The organism is Kitasatospora sp. NPDC023385 (genome assembly GCF_055664045.1).
In genome coordinates, this window is sequence record NZ_JBVOOL010000002.1 from 177,826 (window position 1) to 202,365 (window position 24,540).

General features: G+C 72.6%; 23 protein-coding genes, 1 tRNA gene and 1 pseudogene. 6 read left to right on the forward strand and 19 right to left on the reverse strand.

Annotation, left to right across the window (positions count from 1 at the left end):
- Nucleotide 1: 1 nt before the first annotated feature.
- From AC0B61_RS03690 to AC0B61_RS03720, 7 genes and pseudogenes are all read right to left on the reverse strand, one after another.
- Nucleotides 2–694: a spherulation-specific family 4 protein gene (locus tag AC0B61_RS03690; RefSeq protein ID WP_471738983.1), complete on the reverse strand. Its 693-nt coding sequence runs from the start codon at nt 692–694 to the stop codon at nt 2–4.
- Entirely contained in the window at nt 691–1,608 is a 918-nt protein-coding gene (locus tag AC0B61_RS03695) for an NAD-dependent epimerase/dehydratase family protein (RefSeq protein ID WP_471738984.1), read from the reverse strand. The genes AC0B61_RS03690 and AC0B61_RS03695 overlap by 4 nt, the downstream gene beginning before the upstream one ends.
- 125 nt (nt 1,609–1,733) lie before the next feature.
- Nucleotides 1,734–2,435: pseudogene (locus tag AC0B61_RS03700) on the reverse strand (nucleotidyltransferase family protein); the annotation flags it as partial.
- Nucleotides 2,436–2,521: 86 nt separating this feature from the next.
- On the reverse strand, nt 2,522–3,514 hold the full coding sequence (locus tag AC0B61_RS03705) for an SDR family NAD(P)-dependent oxidoreductase (RefSeq protein WP_471738985.1): 993 nt from the start codon (nt 3,512–3,514) through the stop codon (nt 2,522–2,524).
- Between the two features lie 144 nt (nt 3,515–3,658).
- Nucleotides 3,659–5,230, reverse strand: a complete 1,572-nt coding sequence (locus tag AC0B61_RS03710; RefSeq protein WP_471738986.1) for a hypothetical protein — start codon at nt 5,228–5,230, stop codon at nt 3,659–3,661.
- 73 nt (nt 5,231–5,303) lie between these two features.
- A complete protein-coding gene (gene pelF / locus AC0B61_RS03715; protein ID WP_471738987.1) occupies nt 5,304–6,818 on the reverse strand; it encodes a GT4 family glycosyltransferase PelF in 1,515 nt (504 codons plus the stop codon).
- Nucleotides 6,819–6,930: 112 nt separating this feature from the next.
- Nucleotides 6,931–9,303, reverse strand: a complete 2,373-nt coding sequence (locus tag AC0B61_RS03720) for a hypothetical protein (RefSeq protein ID WP_471738988.1) — start codon at nt 9,301–9,303, stop codon at nt 6,931–6,933.
- A gap of 414 nt (nt 9,304–9,717) precedes the next feature.
- On the opposite strand from AC0B61_RS03720, the gene AC0B61_RS03725 reads away from it, so the two are divergent.
- The gene (locus AC0B61_RS03725) at nt 9,718–10,629 is read left to right on the forward strand and encodes a tyrosine-protein phosphatase (RefSeq protein WP_471738989.1); all 912 of its coding nucleotides are present in this window, start codon (nt 9,718–9,720) and stop codon (nt 10,627–10,629) included.
- Here the strand turns inward: AC0B61_RS03725 and AC0B61_RS03730 are convergent.
- From AC0B61_RS03730 to AC0B61_RS03765, 8 genes are all read right to left on the reverse strand, one after another.
- Entirely contained in the window at nt 10,616–11,521 is a 906-nt protein-coding gene (locus AC0B61_RS03730; protein ID WP_471738990.1) for an RNA polymerase sigma factor SigF, read from the reverse strand. The two genes, AC0B61_RS03725 and AC0B61_RS03730, sit on opposite strands and share 14 nt — an antisense overlap.
- A 144-nt stretch (nt 11,522–11,665) precedes the next feature.
- The gene (locus tag AC0B61_RS03735; protein ID WP_471739367.1) at nt 11,666–12,505 is read right to left on the reverse strand and encodes an RNA polymerase sigma factor SigF; all 840 of its coding nucleotides are present in this window, start codon (nt 12,503–12,505) and stop codon (nt 11,666–11,668) included.
- Between the two features lie 294 nt (nt 12,506–12,799).
- The gene (locus AC0B61_RS03740) at nt 12,800–13,093 is read right to left on the reverse strand and encodes a Dabb family protein (protein ID WP_471738991.1); all 294 of its coding nucleotides are present in this window, start codon (nt 13,091–13,093) and stop codon (nt 12,800–12,802) included.
- A 112-nt stretch (nt 13,094–13,205) separates the two neighbouring features.
- Entirely contained in the window at nt 13,206–13,370 is a 165-nt protein-coding gene (locus AC0B61_RS03745) for a hypothetical protein (RefSeq protein WP_471738992.1), read from the reverse strand.
- Between the two features lie 445 nt (nt 13,371–13,815).
- Nucleotides 13,816–13,905 (reverse strand) — tRNA-Ser (locus AC0B61_RS03750).
- Between the two features lie 69 nt (nt 13,906–13,974).
- Entirely contained in the window at nt 13,975–14,502 is a 528-nt protein-coding gene (gene tadA, locus AC0B61_RS03755) for a tRNA adenosine(34) deaminase TadA (protein WP_471738993.1), read from the reverse strand.
- A gap of 26 nt (nt 14,503–14,528) precedes the next feature.
- Nucleotides 14,529–15,014: a tRNA adenosine deaminase-associated protein gene (locus AC0B61_RS03760; RefSeq protein ID WP_471738994.1), complete on the reverse strand. Its 486-nt coding sequence runs from the start codon at nt 15,012–15,014 to the stop codon at nt 14,529–14,531.
- A 374-nt stretch (nt 15,015–15,388) separates the two neighbouring features.
- On the reverse strand, nt 15,389–15,613 hold the full coding sequence (locus AC0B61_RS03765; RefSeq protein WP_471738995.1) for a hypothetical protein: 225 nt from the start codon (nt 15,611–15,613) through the stop codon (nt 15,389–15,391).
- A 174-nt stretch (nt 15,614–15,787) separates the two neighbouring features.
- On the opposite strand from AC0B61_RS03765, the gene upp reads away from it, so the two are divergent.
- Nucleotides 15,788–16,423: a uracil phosphoribosyltransferase gene (gene upp, locus AC0B61_RS03770; RefSeq protein WP_030061389.1), complete on the forward strand. Its 636-nt coding sequence runs from the start codon at nt 15,788–15,790 to the stop codon at nt 16,421–16,423.
- Nucleotides 16,424–16,496: 73 nt separating this feature from the next.
- Here the strand turns inward: upp and AC0B61_RS03775 are convergent, their stop codons facing one another.
- Both AC0B61_RS03775 and AC0B61_RS03780 read right to left on the reverse strand, forming a co-directional pair.
- Nucleotides 16,497–17,183, reverse strand: a complete 687-nt coding sequence (locus AC0B61_RS03775; RefSeq protein ID WP_471738996.1) for a LytR C-terminal domain-containing protein — start codon at nt 17,181–17,183, stop codon at nt 16,497–16,499.
- A 266-nt stretch (nt 17,184–17,449) separates the two neighbouring features.
- Entirely contained in the window at nt 17,450–17,746 is a 297-nt protein-coding gene (locus AC0B61_RS03780; protein WP_030061387.1) for a type II toxin-antitoxin system VapB family antitoxin, read from the reverse strand.
- A 233-nt stretch (nt 17,747–17,979) separates the two neighbouring features.
- On the opposite strand from AC0B61_RS03780, the gene AC0B61_RS03785 reads away from it, so the two are divergent.
- On the forward strand, nt 17,980–19,557 hold the full coding sequence (locus AC0B61_RS03785) for a helicase HerA-like domain-containing protein (protein WP_471738997.1): 1,578 nt from the start codon (nt 17,980–17,982) through the stop codon (nt 19,555–19,557).
- Between the two features lie 33 nt (nt 19,558–19,590).
- On the opposite strand, the gene AC0B61_RS03790 is transcribed toward AC0B61_RS03785, so the two are convergent.
- Nucleotides 19,591–20,322 (reverse strand): rhomboid family intramembrane serine protease, encoded by a 732-nt coding sequence (locus AC0B61_RS03790; protein ID WP_471738998.1) that lies wholly within the window; start codon nt 20,320–20,322, stop codon nt 19,591–19,593.
- Nucleotides 20,323–20,406: 84 nt separating this feature from the next.
- Here AC0B61_RS03790 and AC0B61_RS03795 point away from each other — a divergent pair, with 84 nt between their 5' ends.
- Both AC0B61_RS03795 and AC0B61_RS03800 read left to right on the forward strand, forming a co-directional pair.
- Nucleotides 20,407–20,925: a YbhB/YbcL family Raf kinase inhibitor-like protein gene (locus tag AC0B61_RS03795; protein WP_471738999.1), complete on the forward strand. Its 519-nt coding sequence runs from the start codon at nt 20,407–20,409 to the stop codon at nt 20,923–20,925.
- 4 nt (nt 20,926–20,929) lie between these two features.
- A complete protein-coding gene (locus AC0B61_RS03800; protein ID WP_471739000.1) occupies nt 20,930–21,820 on the forward strand; it encodes a hypothetical protein in 891 nt (296 codons plus the stop codon).
- On the opposite strand, the gene AC0B61_RS03805 is transcribed toward AC0B61_RS03800, so the two are convergent.
- Entirely contained in the window at nt 21,757–22,878 is a 1,122-nt protein-coding gene (locus tag AC0B61_RS03805) for a helix-turn-helix transcriptional regulator (protein WP_471739001.1), read from the reverse strand. The two genes, AC0B61_RS03800 and AC0B61_RS03805, sit on opposite strands and share 64 nt — an antisense overlap.
- 97 nt (nt 22,879–22,975) lie before the next feature.
- Between AC0B61_RS03805 and AC0B61_RS03810 the strand changes: the two genes are divergently transcribed.
- Complete coding sequence (locus AC0B61_RS03810) at nt 22,976–24,502, forward strand: MFS transporter (RefSeq protein ID WP_471739368.1); 1,527 nt, start codon at nt 22,976–22,978, stop codon at nt 24,500–24,502.
- The last annotated feature ends 38 nt before the right edge of the window (nt 24,503–24,540 follow it).

Consider the following 24,540-nt stretch of genomic DNA (forward strand, 5'->3'; position numbering starts at 1 on the left):
GTCAGGTGAGTTCAGCGGCGGTCAGGCCGTACGGCAGGGTGCGCCAGGGGTTCTCCCCGGCGCCGGGTACGGCGCAGCCCACGCCGGCCCGGCGGGCGCCGATCAGCGCGGTGGCGTCCCGGGCGTGCTCGGCCGGGACGTCGTAGACCAGGTGGCAGAAGCGGGATGCCGCGTGCCGGCCGGTCCACAGCGGTTGCGTCATCGCGCGGTAGGTGTCCCAGTCGCCCTCGAAGGTGACCAGCAGGTCGGCCAGGCCGACCTCGGCGTAGCCCGGGTCCGGGTGCTCGCCGTGGCCGAAGACCACCATGCCGCAGCCGGCCGCGCGGGCCGCTGTGGCCAGCCGCCGGTAGTGCGCCAACGCGCCCGGGTGGGTGGCCACTTGGTCGAAGTAGACGCCGGTGATGCCATGCCGTTGACGGTACGTCAGGATGTCCGCGACCACGGCGGCGTGCGGCCTGCGGCCGTAGTCGGTGTCGGTGTAGCCGACCAACGGCAGTCCGGCCGCGCGGAGTTCGTCGGCGGCCTCGGTGAACACGCCGTCCGGGACCTCGCCCGGACCGTCCGCGAGGTTGAGCACGACGGCGGCGATCCGGTCGGGGTCGGCGGCGGCGACCGCCTGCCAGGCCGCCGGGTCCACCGCGGGGTGGACGTACAGCGGGACCAGCAGGCGGCCGTCGGGGTGCCCGGCGGTCATGCGACCACCGGGGTCGGCGTGGGCTCGGTGGTGCTGAGCCACAGGTCGCGCAGGGTGTCGGCGAGGTCCGTCTCCGGGTGCCAGCCGAGCTCCCGGGCGGCGGCCGAGACGTCGGCCTGCTGCCAGGAGACGGCGGCCGAGCGCTCGGAGCCCGCCCCGCTCTCGTCGATCCGGCCGGTGAAGCCGGCCGCGGCGACCAGCCCGTCGGCGATCGCCCGGACCTGCCGGGCCCGTCCGGAGGCGAGGTTGAGCACCCGGGGGAGCGGCCGGTCGGCCGCGACGGCCAGTCCGACCGCCGCGGCGATGTCCCGGGCGTCGACGAAGTCGCGGTAGGCGGAGAGGTCCCCGACCGTCACGACGCCGTCGGCGCCCTCGGGCGCCACCCGGCGCAGCTCGGCGGCCAGCCGGCCGGGCAGCGAGCCCGCCGGGGCGCCGGGGCCGACCGGGTTGAACACCCGCAGGACCACCGCGTCCAGACCCGACTCGGCCACCGCGAGGGAGCCGGCCAGCTTGGTCGCGCCGTACACGCCGACCGGGCGGGCGTCGGCGTCCTCGGACAGCGAGCTGCCCTGCGCGCAGACGCCGTACTCGCCGGCCGAACCGATGTGCACCAGGCGGGCCTCCGGGGCGCCGAGTTGCAGCGCCTCGCAGAGCACCGCCGGACCACGCGCGTTCACCTCGGCGAGCGTGACCCGGCTGCCGGCCACCGCACCGGCGAAGTTGACCACGGCGTCGGGGGCCAGCTCGGCGAGGTCCTCGCCGAGCGGACGGGCCTGGGCGGTGGCCAGGTCCAGCCGGAGGTCGTGGGCGGGCCGCCGGCCCGCGGTCAGCACGGTGGCACCGGGCAGTGACCGCAGGACGGCGGAGGCGTGACGGCCCAGGAAGCCGTCGCCGCCGAGAAGCAGGATTCTCACGCGGCCCGTCCGTCGCTCTCGGCGCCCGCGGCGGCGGGCTCGTCGGCCGTGTCGTCCGGGGCGGTGCGGGCGGCCGGGATCGGCAGCTCCGCGACGCCCGGCGCGACGCCGGCCGACTCGAAGGGCATCAGGACCGGGCGGATCGTCGAGAACTCGGCGTTGGCCCGGTCGTAGTCGTCGGGGCGGCCGATGTCGAGCCAGTAGCCGTCGAACTCGTACGAGGCCGGCGGGGTCTTGGCGGCCAGCAGGTCCAGCACCAGTTCGTCGAAGCCCAGCGGCAGGCCGGGGGTGTACTTGGCGAGCGCTGAGCGCGAGACGCCGTACACGCCCATCGAGACGCGGTAGTCGATGGTGGGCTTCTCCTGGAATCCGGTGATGGTGCCGGACTCGCTGGTCAGCACGCCGAAGTCGATCTTGACCTGGCGGGCGTAGGTGGCGATGGTCAGCGGGGCGCCCGACGACTCGTGGTGCTTGAGCACCCCGGCGAAGTCCAGGTCGGTCAGGATGTCGCCGTTCATCACCAGGAAGTGCTCGGGCAGGCGGTCCTGCATGGTGAGCAACGGGCCCATGGTGCCGAGCGGGCTGTCCTCGACGGCGTAGCCGACCCGCAGGCCCCACTGGGTGCCGTTGCCGACGTAGGCGCGGATGATGTGGCCGAGGTGGCCGATGGCCAGGGTGACGGTCTGGAAGCCCGCGGCGGCGAGCTGGCGCATCACGATCTCCAGGATCGCGTGCTGGTCGCCGATCGGGACGAGCGGCTTGGGAAGCGCGGTGGTGTACGGGCGGAGGCGGACGCCCTTGCCGCCGGCCAGGATCACTGCATGCATGGTGTTTCCCCCACGGAAAGGATGTGCAGGACACGAACCTTGGTTGCCGGGACGAGCATGATCGCTAAGACGTCGGACGTCAGGCGTCAGACGTTGTAGATGTCGGTCTTGTAGCGCGCCAGGTTCGCCGGGTCGCGGAAGAACTCGATGGTCTGCTCCAGGCCCTGCTCCAGGCTGAACCGCGGCGCCCAGCCGGTGGCCTCGCGCAGCCGGGTGGCGTCGGCGACCAGGCGCATGACCTCGGAGTTGGTCGGACGGATGCGCTGCTCGTCCTCCTTCACCACCAGGTCGACGCCCATCAGCTTGCCGACCAGGGTGACCAGGTCGCCGACCGAGATCTCGCCGCCGGTGCCGGCGTTGAAGGTCCGGCCTACCACCGTCTCGGCGGCCGCGGTGCCCACCGTGCGGAAGGCGTTGGCGGTGTCCTTGACGAACGTGAAGTCGCGGGTCGGGCGCAGGTCGCCGAGGGTGATCTCGGTCTGGCCGGCCGCGACCTGGGCGATCACGGTCGGGATGACGGCGCGCATCGACTGGCGCGGGCCGAAGGTGTTGAACGGGCGCAGGGTGACGACCGGGGTCTCGAAGCTGGCGTGGTAGCTGTCGGCCAGCCGGTCCCCGCCGGCCTTGGAGGCCGCGTACGGGGACTGGGTGTTGATCGGGTGGTCCTCGGTGATCGGCACGGTCTGCGCGGTGCCGTAGGTCTCGCTGGTGGAGGTGTGCACCAGACGCGGGATCTCCAGGTGGCGCACCGCCTCCAGCACGTTCAGCGTGCCGGTGACGTTGGTGTCCACGTACGAGTGCGGCGCGCGGTAGGAGTAGGGGATCGCGATCAGGGCGGCCAGGTGGTAGACCGCCTCGGTGCCCTTGACCAGGCCGTTGACCGAGCCCGGATCCCGGACGTCGCCGAGGACGACCTCGACCGAGCCCAGCACCTCCTCGGACAGGGTCTCCAGCCAGCCGAAGGAGGAGAAGGAGTTGTACTGGACCATCGCGCGGACGTGGTGCCCGTCGGCGACCAGTGTCTCGACGAGATGGGAGCCGATGAAGCCCTCGGCTCCGGTAACCGCGACGCTGCTCATGCGGGGTTCGCTTTCTCGATCTGCCGGGGCGGCCGGACGCTGTGTGGTGGTCGGCCGCCGGTGGCCTGGTTGGTGCCCCAGGTGGGGCGGGTCGGACGTGCTGCGGTGGATCGTGGTGCGGGTCGGACGGGGTACGGAAGCGGTTCAGCGGTGCTGGGTGGTGCGGCCGAGCGCGTGCCCGGCGAGGGCGGTGAGGAGGACGGCGGCCGCCCCGCAGCCGATCAGCTGCAGGACGATCGGATCCGCGCCGGTCAGCAGCCCGGCACTCTCGGTACCCGCGGCGGCCAGACAGATGAGGGCGGTGCTCCAGCTGAACCCGAAGGCGTTCAGCAGCAGCGCCAGCCAGAGCGAGCCGCCGAGGAGCAGCATCGCGCCGAGCTGCGGCACACCGAGCGAGGGGGCGCCCGGCCACAGCACGGTCGCGGCGGCGTCCAGCGCGGCCACGGTGGTGAGGTAGATGAACAGGCAGCCGAGCAGGATCCCGCCGGTACGGCGGGTGAACTGCCCGGCGGTGTGGCTGCTGCGCAGCGCGGCCACCGCCATCGCCCGGTAGCGGAAGAGCAGCCACTCGGCGAGGCCGAGGCTGAGCGTCAGCGCGATCATGGCCGGACCGGTTGGGGTGGTCCTCACCTCGGGCCCGCGGTGGTGCGGCAGGGCCGCGGCCGCGGCGTGCACGGCGTGCGCGGTGTGCGAGGCGGCCTGCACGGCCTGGTGGATGGTCTCGCCGAGGCCCGCGATCAGCGTGAGCGCGCCGCAGGCCAGGCCGAACAGCAGGTGCGGGACCTCCTGGCGGATCGGCAGCTTCAGCGCCACCGGTTCGCGTTCGCCCCCGCGGACGCAGGCCAGCAGCTCCCGGACGGCCAGCCCGACCGCCAGCAGCAGCGAGGCGCCCAGCACGACCGTACGGACCACCTGCGGGACGTCCACCGCGAGCACCACGCCCGCGCCGACCGAGGCCGGCGCCAGCGCCAGCAGCAGGAACTTCTCCCGTCCGAGCACCAGCAGCACGGTCGCCGCGCCCAGGTAGCAGGACTGCCCGGCGGCGAAGCACAGCGCCCCGAGCGGCCCGCCCACCACGTACGCGCAGACCGACGCGACCAGCGCGCCGAGCGGTGCGCCGAACACCAGGCAGACCGCGGCCTCCCGGCGGCGCAGCCGGCCCAGCCAGCGGTACGCGCGGTGCGCCAGCGCCTGGTTGAAGCCCCAGCTGACCAGCGTGGCGACGGACAGCGCGACCATGCCCGAGGGCAGGCCGAAGCGCATCCGGGCGGTCGCGAACAGGTTGGCGCCCAGCAGGTAGCCGAGCCCGGGCAGGGCGAAGACCAGGCCGCGCACGACGCAGCGCCAGGGGTCCGCCCGCCAGGGGTTGGCGAACTCGGAGCTGGGGCCGGGGTAGCGGCGCTCGACCTTCTCGAACAGCTCCTCGGCGACGGTGAACGCGTCGGGCCGGCCGTACAGCAGGGCGGCCTGCTCGTCCGAGAGCCCGTCCGACTCCAGGATGGCCGCGATCTCGTACGGGTGGACGGCGTCGGCGCAGATCTCGCGCAGGCGCTCGGCGAGTTCGTCCAGCGGGTCGGCGGACAGGCCGAGCTGCTCCTCGGGGCCGGGCTCGGGCTCCGGCGGGGCGGGACGGCGGAGCTTGAGCGGCAGCGTGCGCAACTGCACCGTCCGCTCGGAGCCGTCCTCGTCCGGAACGAGCCGCAGGGGGCCGCTCATGCTGCCACCGCGCTGCACTCGGCGGTGGCTTCGCGGAACGCGCACCTGTCGACGGTTCGCTCGCTTCGCCCGTTCACGCGCCCACCTCGCTCGGCTGGGGGCGGACGACGGCCAGCGGCTGGTCCCAGTCGGGAGTCGGGGCCTGGTCGGTGACGGCGACCATGCGGTCGGGCATCCAGCGGGCGGTGCCCAGGAGTTCGGTGTAGATGCCGCGGAACCCGTCGATGTTCTGGCGGAGCGTGAACTGCTCGATCACCCGCAGCCGGGCCTGTTCGCCGAGCCGGGCGCGCCGTTCGGCGTCGCGGAGCAGTTCGATCGCGGCGGCCGCCATCGGCTCGGGTTCGCGGGGCGGGACGACCAGGCCGGTTTCGCCGACGGCTTCACGGACGCCGCCGACGTCGGTCGAGACGGTCGCGCGGCCGCAGGACATCGCCTCGATCAGGGTGAACGGGAAGCCCTCGCTGATGCTGGAGAGCATGACCACGTTGCCCGCCGCGTACGCGTCGGTGATGTCGGCGACGCGGCCCTCGAAGGCCACCGACTCGGCTATGCCGAGCTCGGCGGCCAGGGCTATGCAGCCGTCCCGGTACGCCTCGCCGCCCTTGGGAGTGCCTCCGAAGAGCCGCAGCCGCGCCTCGGGGATCTCGCGGTGGACGATGGCGAACGCCCGGATCAGCGTCTCCAGGTCCTTGATCGGGTCGACTCGGCCGGCCCAGCTGAGGGTGGGCGTCGCGGGTTCGGGGCCGGCCGGCGGGAAGGCCGCCGGGTCCACCCCGTTGTAGACGGTGCGGATGTGCGCGGACGGCGTGCCGCCGCGCTCCTCCCAGCGCCGGTTGTACCGGTTGCCGGGGGTGACCAGCGCGGCCTGACGGTAGCTCTCCTCGGCGAGCATCCGGTAGAAGCCGAGCAGCAGCGCCTTGACCGGCCAGCGGTACGGGCCGGTGCGGTAGCCGAGGTAGCGCTCGCGCAGGTAGATGCCGTGCTCGGTGAGCAGAAACGGTACGCCGTACTGTTGGGCGGCGATCAGCCCCGGCAGGGTGGCGAGGCCGCCGCTGGCCGCGTGCGCGACGCCGTCCTTGGGCGGCTCGACCGAGAGCGGCCGCAGGGCGTGCTCCAGCAGGTCGGTCGCGTTCAGGGCGTCGTGCAGGGTGGGCCGGGAGGCGGCGGTGGGCAGGTAGTCGCGGGTCCACACGTGCTGGAGGGTCCGCAGCGCGCGCTCGCTGCGCAGCGCCGGGCTGAGCAGCCCGCGCCGGGCGAGGTCGGCGAACCCGTACAGCTCGGTGCCGAAGTGCGTGGTGTAGACCGGGTCGAGGAGGGAGTGCAGGAAGCGCTCGTACGCGTTGAGGAAGCGCCGCATCTCCTTGCCGCGGGGCGCTCTGGCCTCGACGGCCGGGCCCCACAGCGGGGCGGTCGTGACCGACCGCACGTTGGCGGGCAGCTCCCAGGCCAGTGCTTCGTGGCCGGTACCGGTGACGGCGATGACGTCGAAGTCGACGTCGGGCATGCCTTGAACGAGCTGGTCGCACCAGACACTGACGCCGCCGTGCTGGTGCGGATACGTCCCCTCGGTGAGCAGGGTGACGCGCATCTCCTGTCCCCCCTCCTGTTCTTGCGTCGGTTCCGGCGTGGGTGGCCGGAACGGGAGCCGTGGCGGGGTCGGGCCGGTCGCCCGGTCCGACCCCGCCGGCGGGTGGTGCGGGTTACCGGTTGCCGGAGCGTCCGGTGGTGCTGCTGGCCGAGGCCGTCCCCCCAGAGGCCTTGCCGTTCTTCGCCGCGGTCTTGTCGCCGCGGCCGTTCTGGTTCGTGCCGCCGTGGCCGTTGCCGTCAGCGGCGAGGCCCTTGCCGGGCACCGGGGTTCCGCTGCCGGGGACCAGCGACGGGGCCGGCTTGCGGGTGGTGTCGCCCGGGCCCGCCGGGACCGGGGTGGCGACGCCCTGCGGCACGACCTTCTTGTCCGCCGGCGCCGGGGCCGGGACGGACTTGGCGGCGATGCTCGGCGCGACGGCGGCCGGGGCGGCCGGCGCGGCCGGCAGCTGCAGGGTGATGCTGCTCTGCAGGGCGCCCGGGGCCACCCAGCCGGAGAGCGTACCGGCGTAGGACGAACCGAAGGCGGTCGAGCCGATGGCCAGCTTCTGAGCAGTTCCGGTCGGCATGGTGGCCTGGACCTGAACGCCGGACGGCGCGTTGACCGTGACGGTGTTGCCGACCCGGTAGGCGGTGACCTGGCCGGCGGCGAGGGCCGTGTTCCAGGCCGCGCGCTTCTGGAACTCCTGGCCGATCTCGCGCTCGCCGAGGTTCACGATCGGGGCGTTGTCGGCGTGCAGCGACCGGTAGGTGCCGAGGATCTTCTCCAGCACCGGGTACAGGATCCGGTCCTCGGACAGGTTCGACTGGTGGATGAAGTGCGGCCGCGGGTCGTTGCTCAGCACGTGGCCGAGGTCGATCCGGGCCTCCAGCGGCACGATGTACGACTGGTAGCCGGTGTTGGCGTCCAGCGGCGCCGGCAGGCAGGTCGAGTTGGCGTTGTTCTCGCAGACGCCGCTGCCGCCGTTGGCCTTGCTGGTGTAGATCCAGTTGTACTCGTCGGCCTCCTCCTTCGCCGTGCCGGCGTTGTAGAAGACGTTCATCGGGTACCGCGGCACGGTCAGCGTGGACGAGCCGACGGCCCGCTGGCCGGCCTCGCGCGAGGCGTCGCTGGCGGTGAACTTGATGCCGTTGGCGGCCAGCGCCGGGGCCAGGTACGGGTTGTCGCTGGTCTCCTGGGGGGCGGTCAGCAGGCCGGAGTGCTCACCGGTGACCAGGACCTGCGGGTCGGGCTTCAGACCGTTGGCGGCGGCCCAGTCGAAGTTGCTCTTGATCTGGGTGGAGATGGTGTTCTGGTCGGTCCAGACCGCGTTGCCCGAGGCGTCCTTGGTGCACTTCCACGGCACCACCGAGACGTCCTGGACGCAGCCCAGGTACGGGTGGCTGTAGGTGTGGTTGACCCAGCGGTAGCTGTTCTGGTCGGCGATCATCTGGTTCGCCGTGGGGTCCACGGTGGTCGCGTGGTCGGCCTTCCAGTCCTCGCTGCCGCCACCGTTGAACACCATGTCCAGGGTGAAGTTGTTGGCGGTCTGCCACTGCTTGAGGTACTGCGCGTCGGTCTGGGTCATCCGGATCGGGTTGGCCGTGTCCGGGGTGCCGGGCGGACAGGTGACGTCACCGGGGGTGCACTTCAGCACGGTGTCCCAGCGGTCGTCGGCCAGGAAGACGTCGTCCACGTGCGCCGCGAAGTAGTTGCGGTCGTAGCCGAGGTGGACGCCCTGGGTGATCCAGTCGACCATGCCGCGGGCCAGCAGCCGGTACTGCTGCTGGTACTGGTTGTACACGAAGGTGACGACCAGCTCCTTGCGGCCGTCGTGGGTGTACTCACCGACCAGCGATCCGCGCGTGGTCGCGCCGGGTATCGGCGCGTCCACCAGCGGGACGAAGGAGGCGCCCGAGGGGAGGGTGGCGAGCGGGGTGGCCAGGTAGCCGTAGCTCTCGCTGACGTTCGGGTCGTTGTCCTCGAAGGGGACGCTGCCCTTGAGGTACCCGAACGGGCCCGAAGTTCCGGCCGTGGTGGTGGCTCCCTGGAATCCGTCGAGTGTGCCGACGAATCCGGGATTCTGGGCGTAGTTCAGCCCCACCGCCGGACTGGCCCAGGTGTACGCGTCGATCTGGCGGACGTTGAAAGCGGCTTCGTAGCTCGCGATGGCCGTCATCTCGGCGGCGCTGTCGGGGAAGGGGTTTTCGTTGGGCAGCACGATGCCCTGGAACTTCCCGCGGGGCTGGCCGTTCACCGTGTCGCTCAGGAAAGCGGAGTTGATGACGGGGCGGTTGGGGTCATTGAGGCTGACGACCTTGTACGGCGTCCCCTGGCTCTTCAGCTCGGCGGTGATGGCTGCGACCGACGGGCCGCCGTCGTCGACGACCAGGATGGTGAGGTCGATCCTGGGCGGCGTGGTGCCGCCGAAGGCCAGGGTGGTCTGCAGCCCGCTGGCCAGCAGAACTGCCGCCGCGCACGCGGCGACTCTTCGGGTCGCTCGACCCATGGTGATCCTCCCCTTGGGGCACGCGTCGCGCTGCTCGGCGCTCGCCTGCCCGTGTAGCTGTTCGCGGGCAGCAGGCTGCCCGGCGCCCATCCTGGTCGAGGGTCGGCCGTGCGGGGGGCCAAAAGGGCGAGAGTGCAGCGAACCTGTTACCAACGTTCATGGCGATGCCATGAAGGCGCTGATTGTGACCGGAACTGGACCGGTGATGCAAATGATGAATTGAAAATGAAAAACCGGAAGCCGAGTGCTACGCGTGGTTACCGACGGTGGAGCCCGATGGGGCGGAAGGGACACCTACACTGGCGTCGTCGCGCACGACACTCTCGCACATCTCGCCGGTCCATTGGGCAGGTTCATGCAATATCGGGCACGGCTGTGCCATGTGACAGTCCGAATATGCAATGGAGGCCCCGCATGGTCGATCGGCAAGCCGAGTCCGAGAGAATCGGGGGCACCCGGAATAGGGGGCCGGAACCGGACGGAACGGCGCTGGTCGGGCGCAGCCTGGGGCTGCGCGGTGCGGTGAACGCCCGCGATCTGGGCGGCTACCGGACGGCCGACGGGCGGGTGCTGAGGAGCGGCGTGGCCCTGCGCAGCGATGGCCTGAACCATGCCACCGCCGACGACCTCCGCCCGCTGGCCGCGCTCGGCCTGCGCCAGGTGGTGGATCTGCGCAGCATGAACGAGGTCCGCGCGGCCGGCCTCGACCGCCTGCCCGGAGGCGTGACCCTGCACCACCTGCCGCTGCTGGCCAGGGACTTCGACATCCACCTGACCGTCAGGGACGCCCTGGCCGACAGCAGCCCCCAGCGCCAGCGCGCCCTGCTCGGCGATGGCGGGGCGGCAGCCTTGATGACCGGCCTCTACCGGTGGTTCGTCACGGACCGGGTGGCGCGCGAGCGCTTCGCCGCACTGCTGCGCCTGCTGGCCGCCCCGGACGGGACGCCGCTGCTGTTCCACTGCTCGGCCGGCAAGGACCGCACCGGCTGGGCGGCCGCGCTGCTGCTGACCGCCCTCGGGGTGGACCGCGGGACCGTCCTGGCCGACTACCTGCTCACCAACGAGCGCTCCGCCCCGGCCGTCGCCCGGGTGCTGGACGACTTCGGTGCCCGCGGCCTGATGCGCGAACCCGAGCTCCTCCTGCCGGTCTTCCGGGCCGACGGCAGCTACCTGGACGCGGCCTTCGCGGAGGTCGAGGCCGGCTGGGGCGGCTTCGACCCGTTCTGGCGGGAGGGGCTCGGGCTGGACGACGGCGTGCTGGCCGGCCTGCGCGTCAACCTGCTGGACGGCGCCGGGAGTCGACCGGACCGGCTCAGACCTCGCTGATGAGCCCCTCGCGGAGCTGGGTGAGCGTCCGGGTGAGCAGCCGGGAGACGTGCATCTGCGAGATCCCGATCTCCTCGCCGATCTGGGACTGTGTCAGGTTGCCGAAGAAGCGCAGCATGATGATCCGGCGCTCGCGTGGCGGCAGCTTGGCCAGCAGCGGCTTCAGCGACTCCCGGTACTCCACGCCCTCCAGCGCGAGGTCCTCGTAGCCGAGCCGGTCGGCCAGCGGCCCGTCGCTGTCCTCCTCGCCCGAACCGGAGTCCAGCGAACTGGCGGTGTACGCGTTGCCCACCGCGAGGCCCTCGACCACGTCCTCCTCGCTGACCCCCAGGCAGGTGGCCAGCTCGGCGACGGTGGGCGAGCGGTCCAGCCGCTGGGACAGCTCGTCGCCGGCCTTGGTGAGCGCCAGCCGCAGCTCCTGGAGCCGCCGCGGCACCCGGACCGACCAGCTGGTGTCCCGGAAGAAGCGCTTGATCTCGCCGACCACGGTGGGCATCGCGAAGGTGGGGAACTCCACCCCGCGCTCCGGGTCGAAGCGGTCGATGGCCTTGATCAGGCCGATGGTGCCGACCTGGACGATGTCCTCCATCGGCTCGTTGCGGCTGCGGAAGCGCGCCGAGGCGTACCGGACCAGCGGCAGGTTGAGCTCGATCAGGGTGTCCCGGACGTAGGTGTGCTCCGCGCTCGCGGGCTCCAGCGCGGCCAGCCGCAGGAACAGCGAGCGGGAGAGCGTCCGGGTGTCCAGCCCGGAGGCGGGCGGGGTCTCGGGCGCCGCCTCGGGGCCGGGCGGTTCGACCGGTTCGACCCGCTGCCGCGGGACCAGGTCCTCGACGACGGCCGTGCCATTGGCGTGACCAGCGTGGATCTCCGCAGTGCCCAGCTCTCCGGACATGCACCCACCCCCTTGTGACTGACAGTGGAAACGGGAGCCGTCGCAGGGAGGTTCCCGGCGGGCCCTGCCCCCTCCATACCGGAACACGGTCCACGGCAAACCCGAACGTCGCGAGATGTCACGCGGGGGTAACGCGCTGCAATCTCACTCTTCCCATGAGTTCCCGGTCCGAAGCCTGGTGAGGATCCGCGAGAGCAGCCGCGAGACGTGCATCTGGGACATCCCCAGCTCGGTGCTGATCTGGGACTGGGTGAGGTTGGCGAAGAACCGCAGCATCACGATCCGTCGCTCCCGCTCGGGGAGTTGGACCAGCAGGTGGCGGACCATGTCGCGGTGCTCGACCTCGGCCAGCGCGGCGTCCTCGTAGCCGAGCCGGTCAAGCAGGGCGAGGCCGCCCTCGTGCTCCTGCGCGGCCTCCAGGGACGCCGCGTTGTAGGCCCGCCCGGCGTCCAGGCAGGCCCGGACGTCCTCCTCCGGGATCCGCAGGCAGGCGGCGATCTCGGGCACCTTGGGGGACCGCCCGTGCAGCACCGTCAGCTCCTCCATCGCGCCGCTGACCTGGACCCACAGCTCCTGCAGCCGGCGCGGGACGTGCATGGTGCGGACGTTGTCCCGGAAGTAGCGCTTGATCTCGCCGAGGATGGTCGGCAGCGCGTAGGTGGGGAACTGGACGCCGCGGCCGGGGTCGAAGCGGTCGATCGCGTTGATCAGGCCGATGGTGCCGACCTGGACGACGTCCTCCATCGGCTCGCTGCGGCTGCGGAAACGGGTGGCCGCGTAGCGGACCAGGGGGATGTTCACCTCGATCAGGGCGGCCCGGACCCGTTCCCGTTCGGGGGCGTCGGGGGGCAGCTCGGCGAGCCGCTCGAACAGCACCCGGGTCAGCGTCCGGACGTCCACGACGGGCCGGCCGCCGGGGCCGCGCAGCCCGTCGGGACGGAGCTCGCCGGCCGGGCTGATGATCGACGCCAGTACGTCGTCCACGGACACGTCACCCCTCCCATAGTCGACAACGACGGGCCCTGCGGATCGGGTGTCGCGGCTGGTTCACCACCTCGCCATGTCCGGCAAAACCGGTCATAGCATCACAAGGTGGGCACAGGTCGGCAAGCACCCGGTGGAGGTGTGTTGGTGGGGTGTTCAACCTTCGCCGGGCCCGTCGGCGAGGCGCCGCAAGGGTCGTTCCGGGACAGAGCACGGCGCCCCGGCCGAAGGTCGGAGGGGGCGCCGCGGTCCGTCCGGGGGAAGGGCCCGGGAAGGGCCCGGTCGGACGGGGGGTCAGACCTCGATGTCGGCGATCACCCAGGTCGCGAACTCGCGCCACTGGCCCGCCGCGGCCTGGTGGGCCGGGTGGGTCAGGTACGCCTGCAGCGCGTCGCGGTCCTCGACCAGGCTGTTGATCGCGTAGTCGTACGCGATGTCCCGCTCGGTGGTGTTCCAGCCGCAGTCCCACTCGCGCAGCTCGGGGATCACCGCGCCGAGCTCGGCGAACGCCTTGGCACCGGCGAGCGCGCGCTCGTCGTCCTTGCCGACGCCTTCGTTGAGCTTGAACAGGACCAGGTGCCGGATCACGATCGGCGCTCCTCGCGGACGGGGGTACAGAGTCCCGCCCACCGTAGCCGGTGCGCCGCGGCATGCCGTCGGCCGTCCGCACCCTGGGCGGGAACAGCCGGGCCGGGCACGGCTACTTGATCAGCCCGGTCATGAACGTGCCGACGGCCTTCGCCGCGTTCGAGATGCCCTCGAAACCCAGCTGGACGAGCTCGGCGGACCGGGTCGGCGAGGTGATGATCGAGTAGAGCACGAAGATGAGCAGGAGGGCCGTGCCGATCTTCTTCGCCTGCGCCATCGGGTGACCCTCCTCCAGCTGTGGCCGCCGTCATTCGGTCCCCGAGCGGCCTGCAGGGGGCAGCTTATCCACCCGGACGGGCTATCAAGTGTGCGACGCGTTCGGCCGGCGGGACGAAGGTCCCCGCGAGTGGGGCCTTTCTCCGGGAGCCCGGCCGCGAGCCGGGCGGCAGGATGGATGACGTACCGAGGATCCGGCAGGAATCCCCGGTACGTGGATCCGGAGCTCCCCGCTGTGGGACCGGCCGCCGCGGCTCCCCCCGACGCGGCGCCGGTTGTGGGACTCCGCCGGGGGAGCGGTCAGTCCCCCCGAGCCGCTCCCCCTCCAGGCTCCGTACGGACCGGGCGCCGGTGGTCATCGGCCCGGCGTGCGGAGCCTTTCCGCGCCCGAGGGTGCGGGGGAAACGCCGAGGGCCCGTCCGGATCGGACGGGCCCTCGGGCTTTCTGGCGGTAGCGGTGGGATTCGAACCCACGGTGGAGTTGCCCCCACACACGCTTTCGAGGCGTGCTCCTTTGGCCGCTCGGACACGCTACCGAGGGGAACTCTACCAACGGTGGCCTCGGGAACGAAATCCGTATCGGGGTGCCCGCCGGCGCGAGGGGTTCAGCGGTGGGTGTCGAAGAAGGCCCGCAGTTGGTCGCCGCACTCGTCGGCGAGGACGCCCCAGATCACTTCGGGGCGGTGGTTGAGCCGGCGGTCGCGCATCACGTCGAAGAGCGAGCCGGCGGCGCCGGCCTTCTCGTCGAGGGCGCCGTAGACCACCCGGTCGATCCGGGACAGCACGATGGCGCCGGCGCACATCGTGCACGGCTCCAGCGTGACGACCAGGGTGCAGCCGCTCAGCCGCCACTCTCCGGTCCTCTCGGCGGCCTGGCGGATCGCGACCACCTCGGCGTGCGCGGTCGGGTCGCCGACCGCCTCGCGCTCGTTGTGGCCGCGTCCGATCACCTCACCGTCGGGCCCCAGGACGAGCGCCCCGACCGGGACGTCCCCGGTGGCCGGCGCCAGGGCGGCCTCGGCGATGGCGAGGCGCATCGGCGCCGCCCAGCGGTCGCGGACCGGGTCGGGGCGGACGGGAGCGGGCAGCGGGGGGACGTACGGGACGGCCGGTGCGGTGGATGCGGACTGCATGGCATCCAGTGTCGGGCATCCGGCCGTTACCGGACGGCCTCCAGGACCTCGCCGCAGCCCAGGGCCTCGGCGATCTCCTCCAAGGCGTCGCCGGGGACGGCGCCCTCGCCGCTGAGGGCGAGCAGCCGGTCGGCGGCCAGGCCGAACTCGGCGAGCAGGTGGGCGTCGCCGAGCGGGCCGACCGGGACGCTGCCGAGCGGCTCGGCGTCGTCGTCCGGCTCCTCGGCCTCCTCGCTGTCGTCCAGCAGGTGGTCCAGGTCGCCGAACTCGCTCTCGCCGGCCTGGTCGACCAGCTCGTCGGTGAGGACGGAGCCGTAGGAGCTGCGGGCGGCGGCGGCGCCGTCCGACACGAAGATCCGCGGGTCCTCCTCACCGTCCACGCGGACGACGGCGAACCAGACGTCCTCCTGTTCGATGAAGATCAGGACGCTGTCGTCGTCCTGGGCGGAGTCGCGGGCCAGGTCGGCCAGATCGGCCAGGGCTTCGACGTCGTCGAGCTCCGTCTCGCTCACATCCCACCCGTCCTCGGTGCGAGCAAGCACTGCAGCGAAGTACGCCACCAGGACACTCCCAAGATCATCGGTCTCGGCTGCCGGCGCGCTGGGCAACGCGGAAATCTGGCCGCCCCCGCGCCAGAGGCGGTCCGCTTGTTCGGACCGTCCCCTCGGAATCGTGACAGAAAGCCCGCCCTTGCGGGGAGTGTTCGGCAGCGCGTCTTCGCAGGTCGTGTCGGAAGGACCGGGCGGCGGGGGGCTCGGTCGTGCCGGTGCGGCCCGGGGCCGGTCGAAAATTGCTCCGAACGCACGTCCGGGCCGATCGGGCGTCCACTCGGGCGCCCAGACGGGCGTCCAGACGGGCGTCCACTCGGAGGCCGCCGGGGCGCCGCTCAGATCCGGAAGGTTCGCATCCGCATCGCCTCGCGCATCCGCCGTTCCTTGGTCCGCCGGGGCTGGACGCGCTCCCGCAGTTCCCGGGCCTCGGTGAGCTCGCGCAGGAAGACGGCCCGCCGTCTGCGGCGCTCGGCCTCGGTCTCCGGGGGGTCGTGCGGCGGGCCCGCCCCGCCGACGGGCGTGTCCGCCGAGCCGTCCCCGGCTTTCGGGTTGCTCGTCATAAGAGGTGACATTCCCAGAACGGCCCGGTTGATACCACAGGAGGTGCTTCCGTCCGGACATCAGCGGCGCGTCACGGCGTGTCACGAGGCGTCACCCGGTCCGGTGTCCGGTTCGGCACCCCTGGCGGGCCCGGCGTGTCGTACACCCGTCCAGACCCGGGCTAACCTCGGTACATGCGTCTCCACGTCGTCGACCACCCCCTGGTCGCCCACAAGCTCTCCACCCTGCGCGACGAGCGCACCGACTCGCCGACCTTCCGTCGCCTGACCGACGAGCTGGTGACCCTCCTCGCGTACGAGGCCACCAGGGACGTCCGCACCGACGAGGTGGAGATCACCACGCCCGTGGCGGTCACGCTCGGTACCCGGCTCAGCTACCCGCGCCCGCTGGTGGTGCCGATCCTGCGGGCCGGGCTCGGCATGCTGGACGGGATGACCCGCCTGCTGCCGACCGCCGAGGTGGGCTTCCTCGGGATGGTGCGCAACGAGGAGACCCTGGAGGCCTCCACGTACGCCACCCGGATGCCCGACGACCTCTCCGGCCGCCAGGTCTACGTGCTCGACCCGATGCTGGCCACCGGCGGCACCCTGGTCGCCGCGATCAGGATGCTGATCGAGCGCGGCGCCACCGACGTCACCGCCGTGGTCCTGCTGGCCGCCCCCGAGGGCGTCGAGTTGATGCAGCGGGAGCTGGCCGGCCTGCCGGTCACGGTGGTCACCGCCGCCCTGGACGAGCGGCTCAACGAGAACGGCTACATCGTGCCCGGCCTCGGCGACGCGGGCGACCGGCTGTACGGCACCGCGGGCTGAGACCCGGCAGGCAGAGGACGACCGAGGGCCCTCCGGCGAACCGCCGGAGGGCCCTTCCGTCGCTGCCGGGGTGTCAGCAGCTGCCGGCGGTGGTCGGGGTGGGGGAGGGCTTGGTGGCCAGGGCGAGGGCGGCGGCCGCCTGGGTCTCGTCCAGCAGGGCGTTGTAGCTGTCGCCGATCACGAAGTCCACGCTGGTGTCGGCGCGGGCGTCGGCGGTGACGGCGGCCCCGGCGATCTGCGAGCCGACCAGGGTGCCGGCTCCGGCGCCGGTCGGGCCGGCGATCACCTGGGCGGTGCCGGGCACCTTCTTGTCCAGCTCGGCCGGGGCGTTGCCGACCTTGCCGATGGTGAAGCCGCGCTTCTTGAACTCCTCCGCCGTCCGCCCGGCCAGGCCGGCCTTGGTGGTGGCGTTGTAGATGTTCACGGTGACGGTGGAGGGCTGCGGGATGGCGTGCGGGTCGCCCTGGGCGGCGGGCGCGCCGGAGGCGGCGGTGGCGCCCGGGGTGGCGCCCGGTGTCGGGGCGGCCAGCGGCTTGCCGGACGGCGTCGCGCAGGCCTGGGCCGAGGAGTTCTTGTTCTTGCCGGTGAAGATGTCGTACAGCTGCACGCCGCCGAGGGCGATCAGGGCGAGGGCGAGCAGCCCGACGAGCGCGGCGACCACCTTGCGGCTCCGCTTCGGGGGCCGGCCCAGGCGCGGATAGGCGTTGCCGGTGATGCGGTACTGCTTCCCTTTGAGGCCTTGGGGAGTCAGCATGCTCATGGGTTGTCTCCCCCTCGTGCCGGGGCGGGGTCGGGATGACGGATCGGCCGGGTGGGGGTGCCCCGGGTGCGGGCGGATCCCCTGGTCGCGGCCGTAGTCAGCAGCGTAGTGCCGTACGGCTGCGAAGGTACTAAACGATCATCATCTGGAGTACCCCGGTACCCGAAAGGGGGTACCGGGGTACGGGCGGACCGCCCTGCGCCGGGTGGCGAGGGGGCGGTCCGGAAGTCTGCGGAGGGTCCGACGGGGCCTGGGGTGGCGGCCCGTCACTCCATTTCGAGGACGCGGGCGTGCAGCACCTGGCGCTGCTGCAGCGCGGCCCGGACGGCCCGGTGCAGGCCGTCCTCCAGGTAGAGGTCGCCGTGCCACTTCACCACGTGGGCGAAGAGGTCCCCGTAGAAGGTCGAGTCCTCGGCCAGCAGGGTTTCGAGGTCGAGTTGGCCCTTGGTGGTCACCAGCTGGTCGAGCCGCACCGGACGCGGGGCGACGTCAGCCCACTGTCGGGTGCTCGTCCGGCCGTGATCCGGGTACGGCCGCCCATTGCCGATGCGCTTGAAGATCACACGGAAAGCCTACCGTTTGGGCGACGGATGGCGCAGCAGCCGCGACGCCGCCACGCGCACCGCTGTGAACTGCGGGTGGACGAATGCGGCTGTTTGATGGGAAATGTCGCGAACATCGCCCGGTGCGACCGGGTTCCGGTCCCGACGCCGAAGCGTTCCGAAGCGTTCCCAAGTGTTCCCCAGCGTTCCGAAGCGTTCCCCCAGCGTTCCCATCCGCCCAGGAGTGTGCACCGATGTCCTCCGCCCCCACCCCGCCGGCCGTCCGGGAGATCGCCGACGGGTACGCCTTCACCGGCCCCGCCCTCGACCTCGGAGCGGTGCTGCTGGACGGCACCGCGTACCCGGACGCCCAGGTGCGCATCCCGCTGGGCGTGCTCAACCGGCACGGCCTCGTCGCCGGGGCCACCGGCACCGGCAAGACCAAGACCCTCCAGCTGATCGCCGAACAGCTCTCCGGACAGGGCGTGCCGGTGTTCCTGGCCGACGTCAAGGGGGACGTCTCCGGCGTCGCCGCACCCGGCGCGCCGAGCGACCGCACCAGCGCCCGGGCCGCCGAGGTGGGGCAGCGGTGGACGCCCCAGGGCTGCCCCGCCGAGTTCTACTCGCTCGGCGGGCAGGGCGCCGGCATCCCGGTCCGGGCCACCGTCACCAGCTTCGGGCCGCTGCTGCTGGCCAAGGTGCTCGACCTGAACGAGACCCAGGAGTCCTCGCTCAGCCTGGTGTTCCACTACGCCGACAGCAAGGGCCTGGAGCTCTACGACCTCAAGGACCTGACCGCGGTGATCGCCCTCCTCGCCTCACCCGAGGGCAAGGAGGAGTTGAGGACCATCGGCGGGCTCTCGGCGGCCACCGCCGGCGTGATCCTGCGGGCGCTCACCGTGCTGGAGAACGAGGGCGCCGGGGCGTTCTTCGGCGAACCCGAGTTCGACACCGCCGAGCTGCTGCGGACCACCCAGGACGGCCGGGGGGTGGTCTCGGTACTGGAGCTGCCCGCCGTACAGGACCGGCCGCGGCTGTTCTCCACCTTCCTGATGTGGCTGCTCGCCGACCTCTACCAGGAGCTGCCCGAGGTCGGCGACCCCGACCGGCCCAAGCTGGTGTTCTTCTTCGACGAGGCGCACCTGCTGTTCAAGGGCGCCTCCAAGGCCTTCCTGGAGGCGATCACCCAGACCGTGCGGCTGATCCGCTCCAAGGGCATCGGCATCTTCTTCGTGACGCAGACGCCGCGCGACGTACCGTCCGACGTGCTGGCGCAGTTGGGCAACCGGGTGCAGCACGCGCTGCGCGCCTTCACCCCGGACGACGCCAAGGCGCTCAAGGCCACCGTCTCGACCTTCCCGCGCTCCTCGTACGACCTCGGCGCGGTGCTGACCTCGCTCGGCACCGGCGAGGCCGTCGTCACCGTCCTGTCCGAGAAGGGCGCGCCGACGCCCGTCGCGGCGACCAGGCTGCGGGCGCCGCAGTCGCTGATGGGGCCGATCGAGGCGGCGGCGCTGCAGGCGGCCGTGGACGCCTCGCCACTGACGGCGCGCTACCGGGACGCCGTCGACCGGGAGTCGGCGTACGAGAAGCTGGCGGCGCGGGCGCCCCGGCCGGAGGCGGCGCCGACGGAGCCGGCCGGAGCCGCCCCCGGGGCCTCCGGTCGGGAGACGCCGCGGGATGCCCGGGAGGCGCACAAGGAGGGTGTGGGCGGGCTGCTCGGGTCACTGCTGAGCAATCCGACGGTGAAGTCCTTCGCGCGCACGGCCGGGCGGCAGCTCGGGCAGGAGATCTCGCGCAGCCTGTTCGGGACGTCCAAGCGGCGGCGGTGAGGACTCAGCCGGGGCGGGGGCCGGCCGGGGGCCTCAGAGGCCCATCTCGTCCAGCTGCTTGAGCAGGGCGGCGTGGGGGCTGTCCGGGGCGGGTGCGGAGTTCGCGGCGGCGGGCTGCGTGGCTGCGGGCGGCGTGGCGGCGGCGCGCGGGGCGCGTGTGGTGCGGTCGCGGAAGATCCAGGCGCCGGCCAGGCCGCCGACCAGACCGCCGAGGTGGGCCGACCAGCTGATGCCCGGGGCGACGCCGGGCAGGGCGGCGGTGACCATGTAGGCGAAGGAGGCGCCGAGGACGACGCCGATCAGGGTGTCGACCAGGTTGCGGTCGAAGACCCCGCGCAGCACCACGTAGCCGAAGTAGCCGAACACCACGCCGCTGGCCCCGGCGCCGACCGAGTTCGGGGGGTCGAAGACCCAGGCGGTCAGCTCGCTGGTCAGCGCGACCAGCACGGTCAGGCCGAGGAACTTCTTCACCCCGCGGTAGGCCGCGAGGAAGCCGAAGACGAACAGCGGGCCCGAATTGGCCTCCAGATGGGCCCAGTTCCAGTGCAGGAAGGGCGCCGTGACGATGTTCGGCAGCCGGCCCGGATCCTGCGGGATGACGCCGAACCGCCGGCCGAGGTCGTAGCCGTCCATCCAGTTCACCAGCTGGATCAGCCAGATCGCGGCCAATACGCCGACCATGGTGAAGAGCGCCCGGCGGGCGTCGGCGATCATCTGGGCGGGGTCGAGCGTGGTCGCCGCGCGGCTGGGGTCGTTCGAGGCCATGACCCCGACCTTATGGGCGGCCGGATCGGACGTGCACCCCATTACAGTGACTCGTGACAATCCGAGCGTGAGAGGTGACCACCCATGAGTGTCCGTCCGCCGCTGCCGTACGACTTCCTGCCGCAGGTGCCGTCCTTCGAACTGAGCAGCCAGGACATCACCGAAGGCGGCACGCTGGGCCAGGAGTTCGTCCACGCCGGCGGCAACCTCTCGCCGCAGCTGGCCTGGTCGGGCCTGCCGGAGGGCACCCGGAGCATCGCCGTCACCTGCTACGACCCGGACGCGCCCACCGGCTCCGGCTGGTGGCACTGGCTCGCCCTCGACCTGCCCGCCGACACCGCCGGACTGCCGCGCGGCGCCGGCTCCTCGGACGACAGCCTGCCGGGCTCGGCCTCCTTCCACGGCCGCAACGACTTCCCGGGCAACCGGTACGACGGCGCCGCGCCGCCGCCCGGCGCCCCGCACCGCTACGTCTTCGCCGTGCACGCCCTGGACGTGGAGAAGCTGGACGTCGCCCCCGACCTCCCGCCGGCACAGGTGGGCTTCCACCTCACCTTCCACACCCTCGGCCGCGCGCTGCTGACCGCCGAGTACGGGGTCTGAGCGCTTGCCGGCACCCGATCGCCCGGTCGAGGTCTGGCGGTTGCCCGAGGAGAAATGGCGGGCCGGCCGCCGGGCCCTGACCTGGACGGTCGGGCCGGACGGTGAGTTGGCCGTCCTGGTGGTGCCGGAGCAGTACCCGGCGCCGGCCGGGTCGTGGCCGGCCGCCCGGCTGCCGTTCGACGGCGAGGTGGTGGTGCACGGCCGGCGGGGCGAACGGCGGGTGCCGCTCACCGGGGTCGGGGTCTCACCGGACCACCTGGCGCTGCTGCCCGGCGGGCGGGTGCTGCTGGCCGGCGGCCGAGCCGACGAGCTGCCGGACGGGTGGGAGCGCAACGGCCTGGTCCTCGGCCCGGACGGACTGCCCACCCGGACGCTCCAACTCGGCGACCACATCCAGGCGTTGGTCACCGATCGGGACGGCCGGATCTGGCTGGCCTTCGGGGACGAGGGCAGCCACGGCGACAACCCGCTCGCCCGGTGCGGCCTGCTCGCACTGGACACCGCCGGACGGACCGTCTGGCGGCCGGCACCCGGGGAGTTGCGCGACGCCCCGCTGGAGGGCCTCGCCGCCGCCACCGAGGGGCGTCGGGCCTGGCTGGCCTGGTACGGCGACCACAGCCACCTCACCGGGATCGACCTCGCAACCGGCCCGCCGGTCGCCATGCGGCTGCCGGCCCGGCAGCCGGTGGGCTTCGCGATCGCCGGGGACCGGGCCGTGTTCCTGCAGCCCGGCGGCGAGTTGATCCGGTGCGAACGGGAGAGCCGCAAGGGTTGGCGGGAGGTCCGCCGGCAGCCGGTGGGCGTCCCCGGCGGCCTCGACCGGGGGCGCGCTCACGGCCGGGACGGCGTGCTGTGGTTCCGGTCCGGGAACGGCTGGTTCCGGGTCGAGGCCTGATCCGGCCGGCCGGTCTCCTGGTTGGGCTCCCGGCCGGGCTCCTTGGCAGACTCCTGGCTGGGCTCCCTGTCGGTCTCCTGGCCGGTCTCCAGGCTGGGCTCCCGGCCGGCCGCGTGGTGGGCGCGGGCGGCGAGCCCGCGCAGGTGCTCGCGCAGGGCCGGCGGCTCGTGCACCTCGAAGGCGCAGTCCAGCGACAGCAGCCGCATCGCCGTCCACTCCAGCGAGTCCGAGCGGGAGCGCAGCCGGCAGCTGTGCCCGTCGACCGGCTCGATCTCGGAGTCGGCCGGTTTGAACCGCTGCCGGACCAGCTCGGCCGGGGCGTGCACGGTGGCGACCACGGTGCCGCTCGGCGACGGGCGGCGCAGCTTGCCCGCCACGTACGCGGCGGCGTCCTCGGCCGGGAGCGGGCGCGGGGTGAAGCGGGCGCCGGTGGCGAAGGGCTCGCTCAGCCGGTCGACCCGGAACAGCCGCCAGTCCTCGCGGTCCAGGTCGTAGCCGACCAGGTACCAGCGGCGGCCGACCGAGACCAGCCGCTCGGGCTCGATCAGCCGCCTGGTGGCGGTGCCGTCGTAGGCGCGGTAGGCGAAGCGCAGCCGCTCCCGGTTGGTGACGGCTCCGGCCAGCACGGTCAGGTCCTCCGGGTCGACGGTCGGGCCGTCCCCGGTGAGCAGGGGCACGGTGGCGGAGTTGAGCATCCCGACCCGGTGCCGCAGCCGGCTCGGCAGCACCTGGAGCAGTTTGGCGAGCGCCCGTACCGAGGCCTCCTCGATGCCGACGACCGCGTGTCCGGCCCCGGCCCGGAGCCCGACGGCGATGGCCACCGCCTCCTCGTCGTCCAGCAGCAGCGGCGGCATCGCGGTGCCCGCGACCAGCCGGTAGCCGCCGACCGCGCCCATGCTGGCCTGCACCGGGTAGCCGAGCTCGCGCAGCCGGTCGATGTCGCGCCGGATCGTGCGGGGGCTGACCCCGAGCCGCTCGGCGAGTTCGCTGCCGGGCCACTCGCGCGGGGTCTGCAGCAGGGACAGCAGGTTCAGCAGCCGGGCCGGGGTGTCGCTCATGCCGTCCAGCATGCCGGACGAAGTGGGACAGGACCTGACCTACATGGCCCGTACCGTCGTGGACGTGGAGAAGGCGGGCACGAGCGAGGAGTACGGAATGAGTGCGGCAGGAGCCGACCGGCGGAGGTGGATCGCCCTGGCGATCGTGATGGTGGCCTCCTTCATGGACCTGGTGGACGTCACCATCGTCAACATCGCCATCCCCAGCATCCAGGCGGACACCGGCGCCTCGTTCAGCGCCATCCAGTGGGTCACCGGCGGCTACGCCCTGGCCTTCGCGATCGGCCTGATCACCGGCGGGCGCCTGGGCGACATCTACGGCCGCAAGCGGCTCTTCCTGATCGGGATCAGCGGCTTCACGGTCGCTTCCGCGCTCTGCGGGCTGGCCTCCGGGCCGGAGATGCTGGTCGCGACGCGGCTGCTGCAGGGCGGGACGGCGGCGCTGATGGTGCCGCAGGTGCTGTCGATCATCCACGCGACCTTCCCGGCGGAGGAGCGCGGCAAGGTGTTCGGCATGTTCGGCGCGGTGGTCGGACTGGGCGCCGTCTCCGGTCCGATGATCGGTGCGCTGCTCACCGAGTGGGACCTGTTCGGACTGGCCTGGCGGCCGATCTTCCTGATCAACCTGCCGGTCGGCATCGCCGGCCTGCTGCTCGGGCGCCGCTTCATCGACGAGTCGAAGGCCGACCAGGCGCTCAAGCTCGACCTGGTGGGCGTGGCGCTGGCCAGCGTCGGCCTGCTGATGCTGATCTACCCGCTGACGCACGGACGGGAGGCCGGCTGGCCGCTCTGGGGGTACCTGTCGATGGCCGGCAGCCTGCCCGTGTTCGCGCTGTTCGTGGCGTACGAGAAGGCCAAGACGCGGCGCGACGGCTCGCCCCTGGTCGAACTGGCGCTGTTCCGGGTGAAGTCCTTCGCCGCCGGGATCGGCGTACAGCTGGCCTTCGGCGTGGCCCTCGGCATCTTCTTCCTGGTCTGGACGCTCTACATGCAGGTGGGACTGGGCTGGAGCCCGCTCAAGGCCGGCGCGACCGGCATCCCGTTCTCGCTCGCGGTCTCCATGGCGGCCGGACTGTCCGTGCAGCAGCTGGTGCCGCGGTTCGGGCGGAAGGTGCTGCAGGCGGGCGCGCTGGTGATGGCGACGGGCGTGCTCACCTACATCGGGGAGGCGCACCGGTACGGGACGGCGATCACGCCCTGGCAGATGGCGCTGCCGCTGGTGGTGATGGGCCTCGGCATGGGGCTGATCGTCGCGCCGATCACGGACGCGATCCTGGCGGAGGTGCCGCGCGAGCACGCCGGTTCGGCGTCCGGACTGATCAACACCGTGCAGCAGGTGGGGAACGCGCTCGGACTCGGGCTGGTCTCGGTGGCCTTCTTCGGCGCGATGGACGACGTGGTCGCGCCGGAGGCGGTCGGAACGGCGTTCAACGGGGCCTTCGTGCACGCGATGTGGTGGGTCGCGGGGGTGCTGCTGGCGGTGTTCCTGCTGATGTTCGCCCTGCCGCGGCGGCGCCCGGCAGGCGCCGCCGCTGCCGAGGGCGCTCCGGCTGGTGCTGCCGAGGGCGCTCCGGCCGGGGCTGCTGGGGGTGCCCCGGAGGAGCGGGAGTCCGCCCTGGTCTGACGGAAGACGCTCCACGCGGGGCCCCGGTCGCACTGCGC

What these genes read in the sequence shown, in the direction of transcription:
- AC0B61_RS03690 (WP_471738983.1), bottom strand. Translation starts at nt 694, where the DNA reads ATGACCGCCGGGCACCCCGACGGCCGCCTGCTGGTCCCGCTGTACGTC.
- AC0B61_RS03705 (WP_471738985.1), bottom strand. Translation starts at nt 3,514, where the DNA reads ATGAGCAGCGTCGCGGTTACCGGAGCCGAGGGCTTCATCGGCTCCCAT.
- AC0B61_RS03710 (WP_471738986.1), bottom strand. Translation starts at nt 5,230, where the DNA reads ATGAGCGGCCCCCTGCGGCTCGTTCCGGACGAGGACGGCTCCGAGCGG.
- pelF (WP_471738987.1), bottom strand. Translation starts at nt 6,818, where the DNA reads ATGCGCGTCACCCTGCTCACCGAGGGGACGTATCCGCACCAGCACGGC.
- AC0B61_RS03720 (WP_471738988.1), bottom strand. Translation starts at nt 9,303, where the DNA reads ATGGGTCGAGCGACCCGAAGAGTCGCCGCGTGCGCGGCGGCAGTTCTG.
- AC0B61_RS03725 (WP_471738989.1), top strand. Translation starts at nt 9,718, where the DNA reads ATGGTCGATCGGCAAGCCGAGTCCGAGAGAATCGGGGGCACCCGGAAT.
- AC0B61_RS03730 (WP_471738990.1), bottom strand. Translation starts at nt 11,521, where the DNA reads ATGTCCGGAGAGCTGGGCACTGCGGAGATCCACGCTGGTCACGCCAAT.
- AC0B61_RS03745 (WP_471738992.1), bottom strand. Translation starts at nt 13,370, where the DNA reads ATGGCGCAGGCGAAGAAGATCGGCACGGCCCTCCTGCTCATCTTCGTG.
- tadA (WP_471738993.1), bottom strand. Translation starts at nt 14,502, where the DNA reads ATGCAGTCCGCATCCACCGCACCGGCCGTCCCGTACGTCCCCCCGCTG.
- AC0B61_RS03765 (WP_471738995.1), bottom strand. Translation starts at nt 15,613, where the DNA reads ATGACGAGCAACCCGAAAGCCGGGGACGGCTCGGCGGACACGCCCGTC.
- upp (WP_030061389.1), top strand. Translation starts at nt 15,788, where the DNA reads ATGCGTCTCCACGTCGTCGACCACCCCCTGGTCGCCCACAAGCTCTCC.
- AC0B61_RS03775 (WP_471738996.1), bottom strand. Translation starts at nt 17,183, where the DNA reads ATGAGCATGCTGACTCCCCAAGGCCTCAAAGGGAAGCAGTACCGCATC.
- AC0B61_RS03785 (WP_471738997.1), top strand. Translation starts at nt 17,980, where the DNA reads ATGTCCTCCGCCCCCACCCCGCCGGCCGTCCGGGAGATCGCCGACGGG.
- AC0B61_RS03790 (WP_471738998.1), bottom strand. Translation starts at nt 20,322, where the DNA reads ATGGCCTCGAACGACCCCAGCCGCGCGGCGACCACGCTCGACCCCGCC.
- AC0B61_RS03795 (WP_471738999.1), top strand. Translation starts at nt 20,407, where the DNA reads ATGAGTGTCCGTCCGCCGCTGCCGTACGACTTCCTGCCGCAGGTGCCG.
- AC0B61_RS03805 (WP_471739001.1), bottom strand. Translation starts at nt 22,878, where the DNA reads ATGAGCGACACCCCGGCCCGGCTGCTGAACCTGCTGTCCCTGCTGCAG.
- AC0B61_RS03810 (WP_471739368.1), top strand. Translation starts at nt 22,976, where the DNA reads ATGAGTGCGGCAGGAGCCGACCGGCGGAGGTGGATCGCCCTGGCGATC.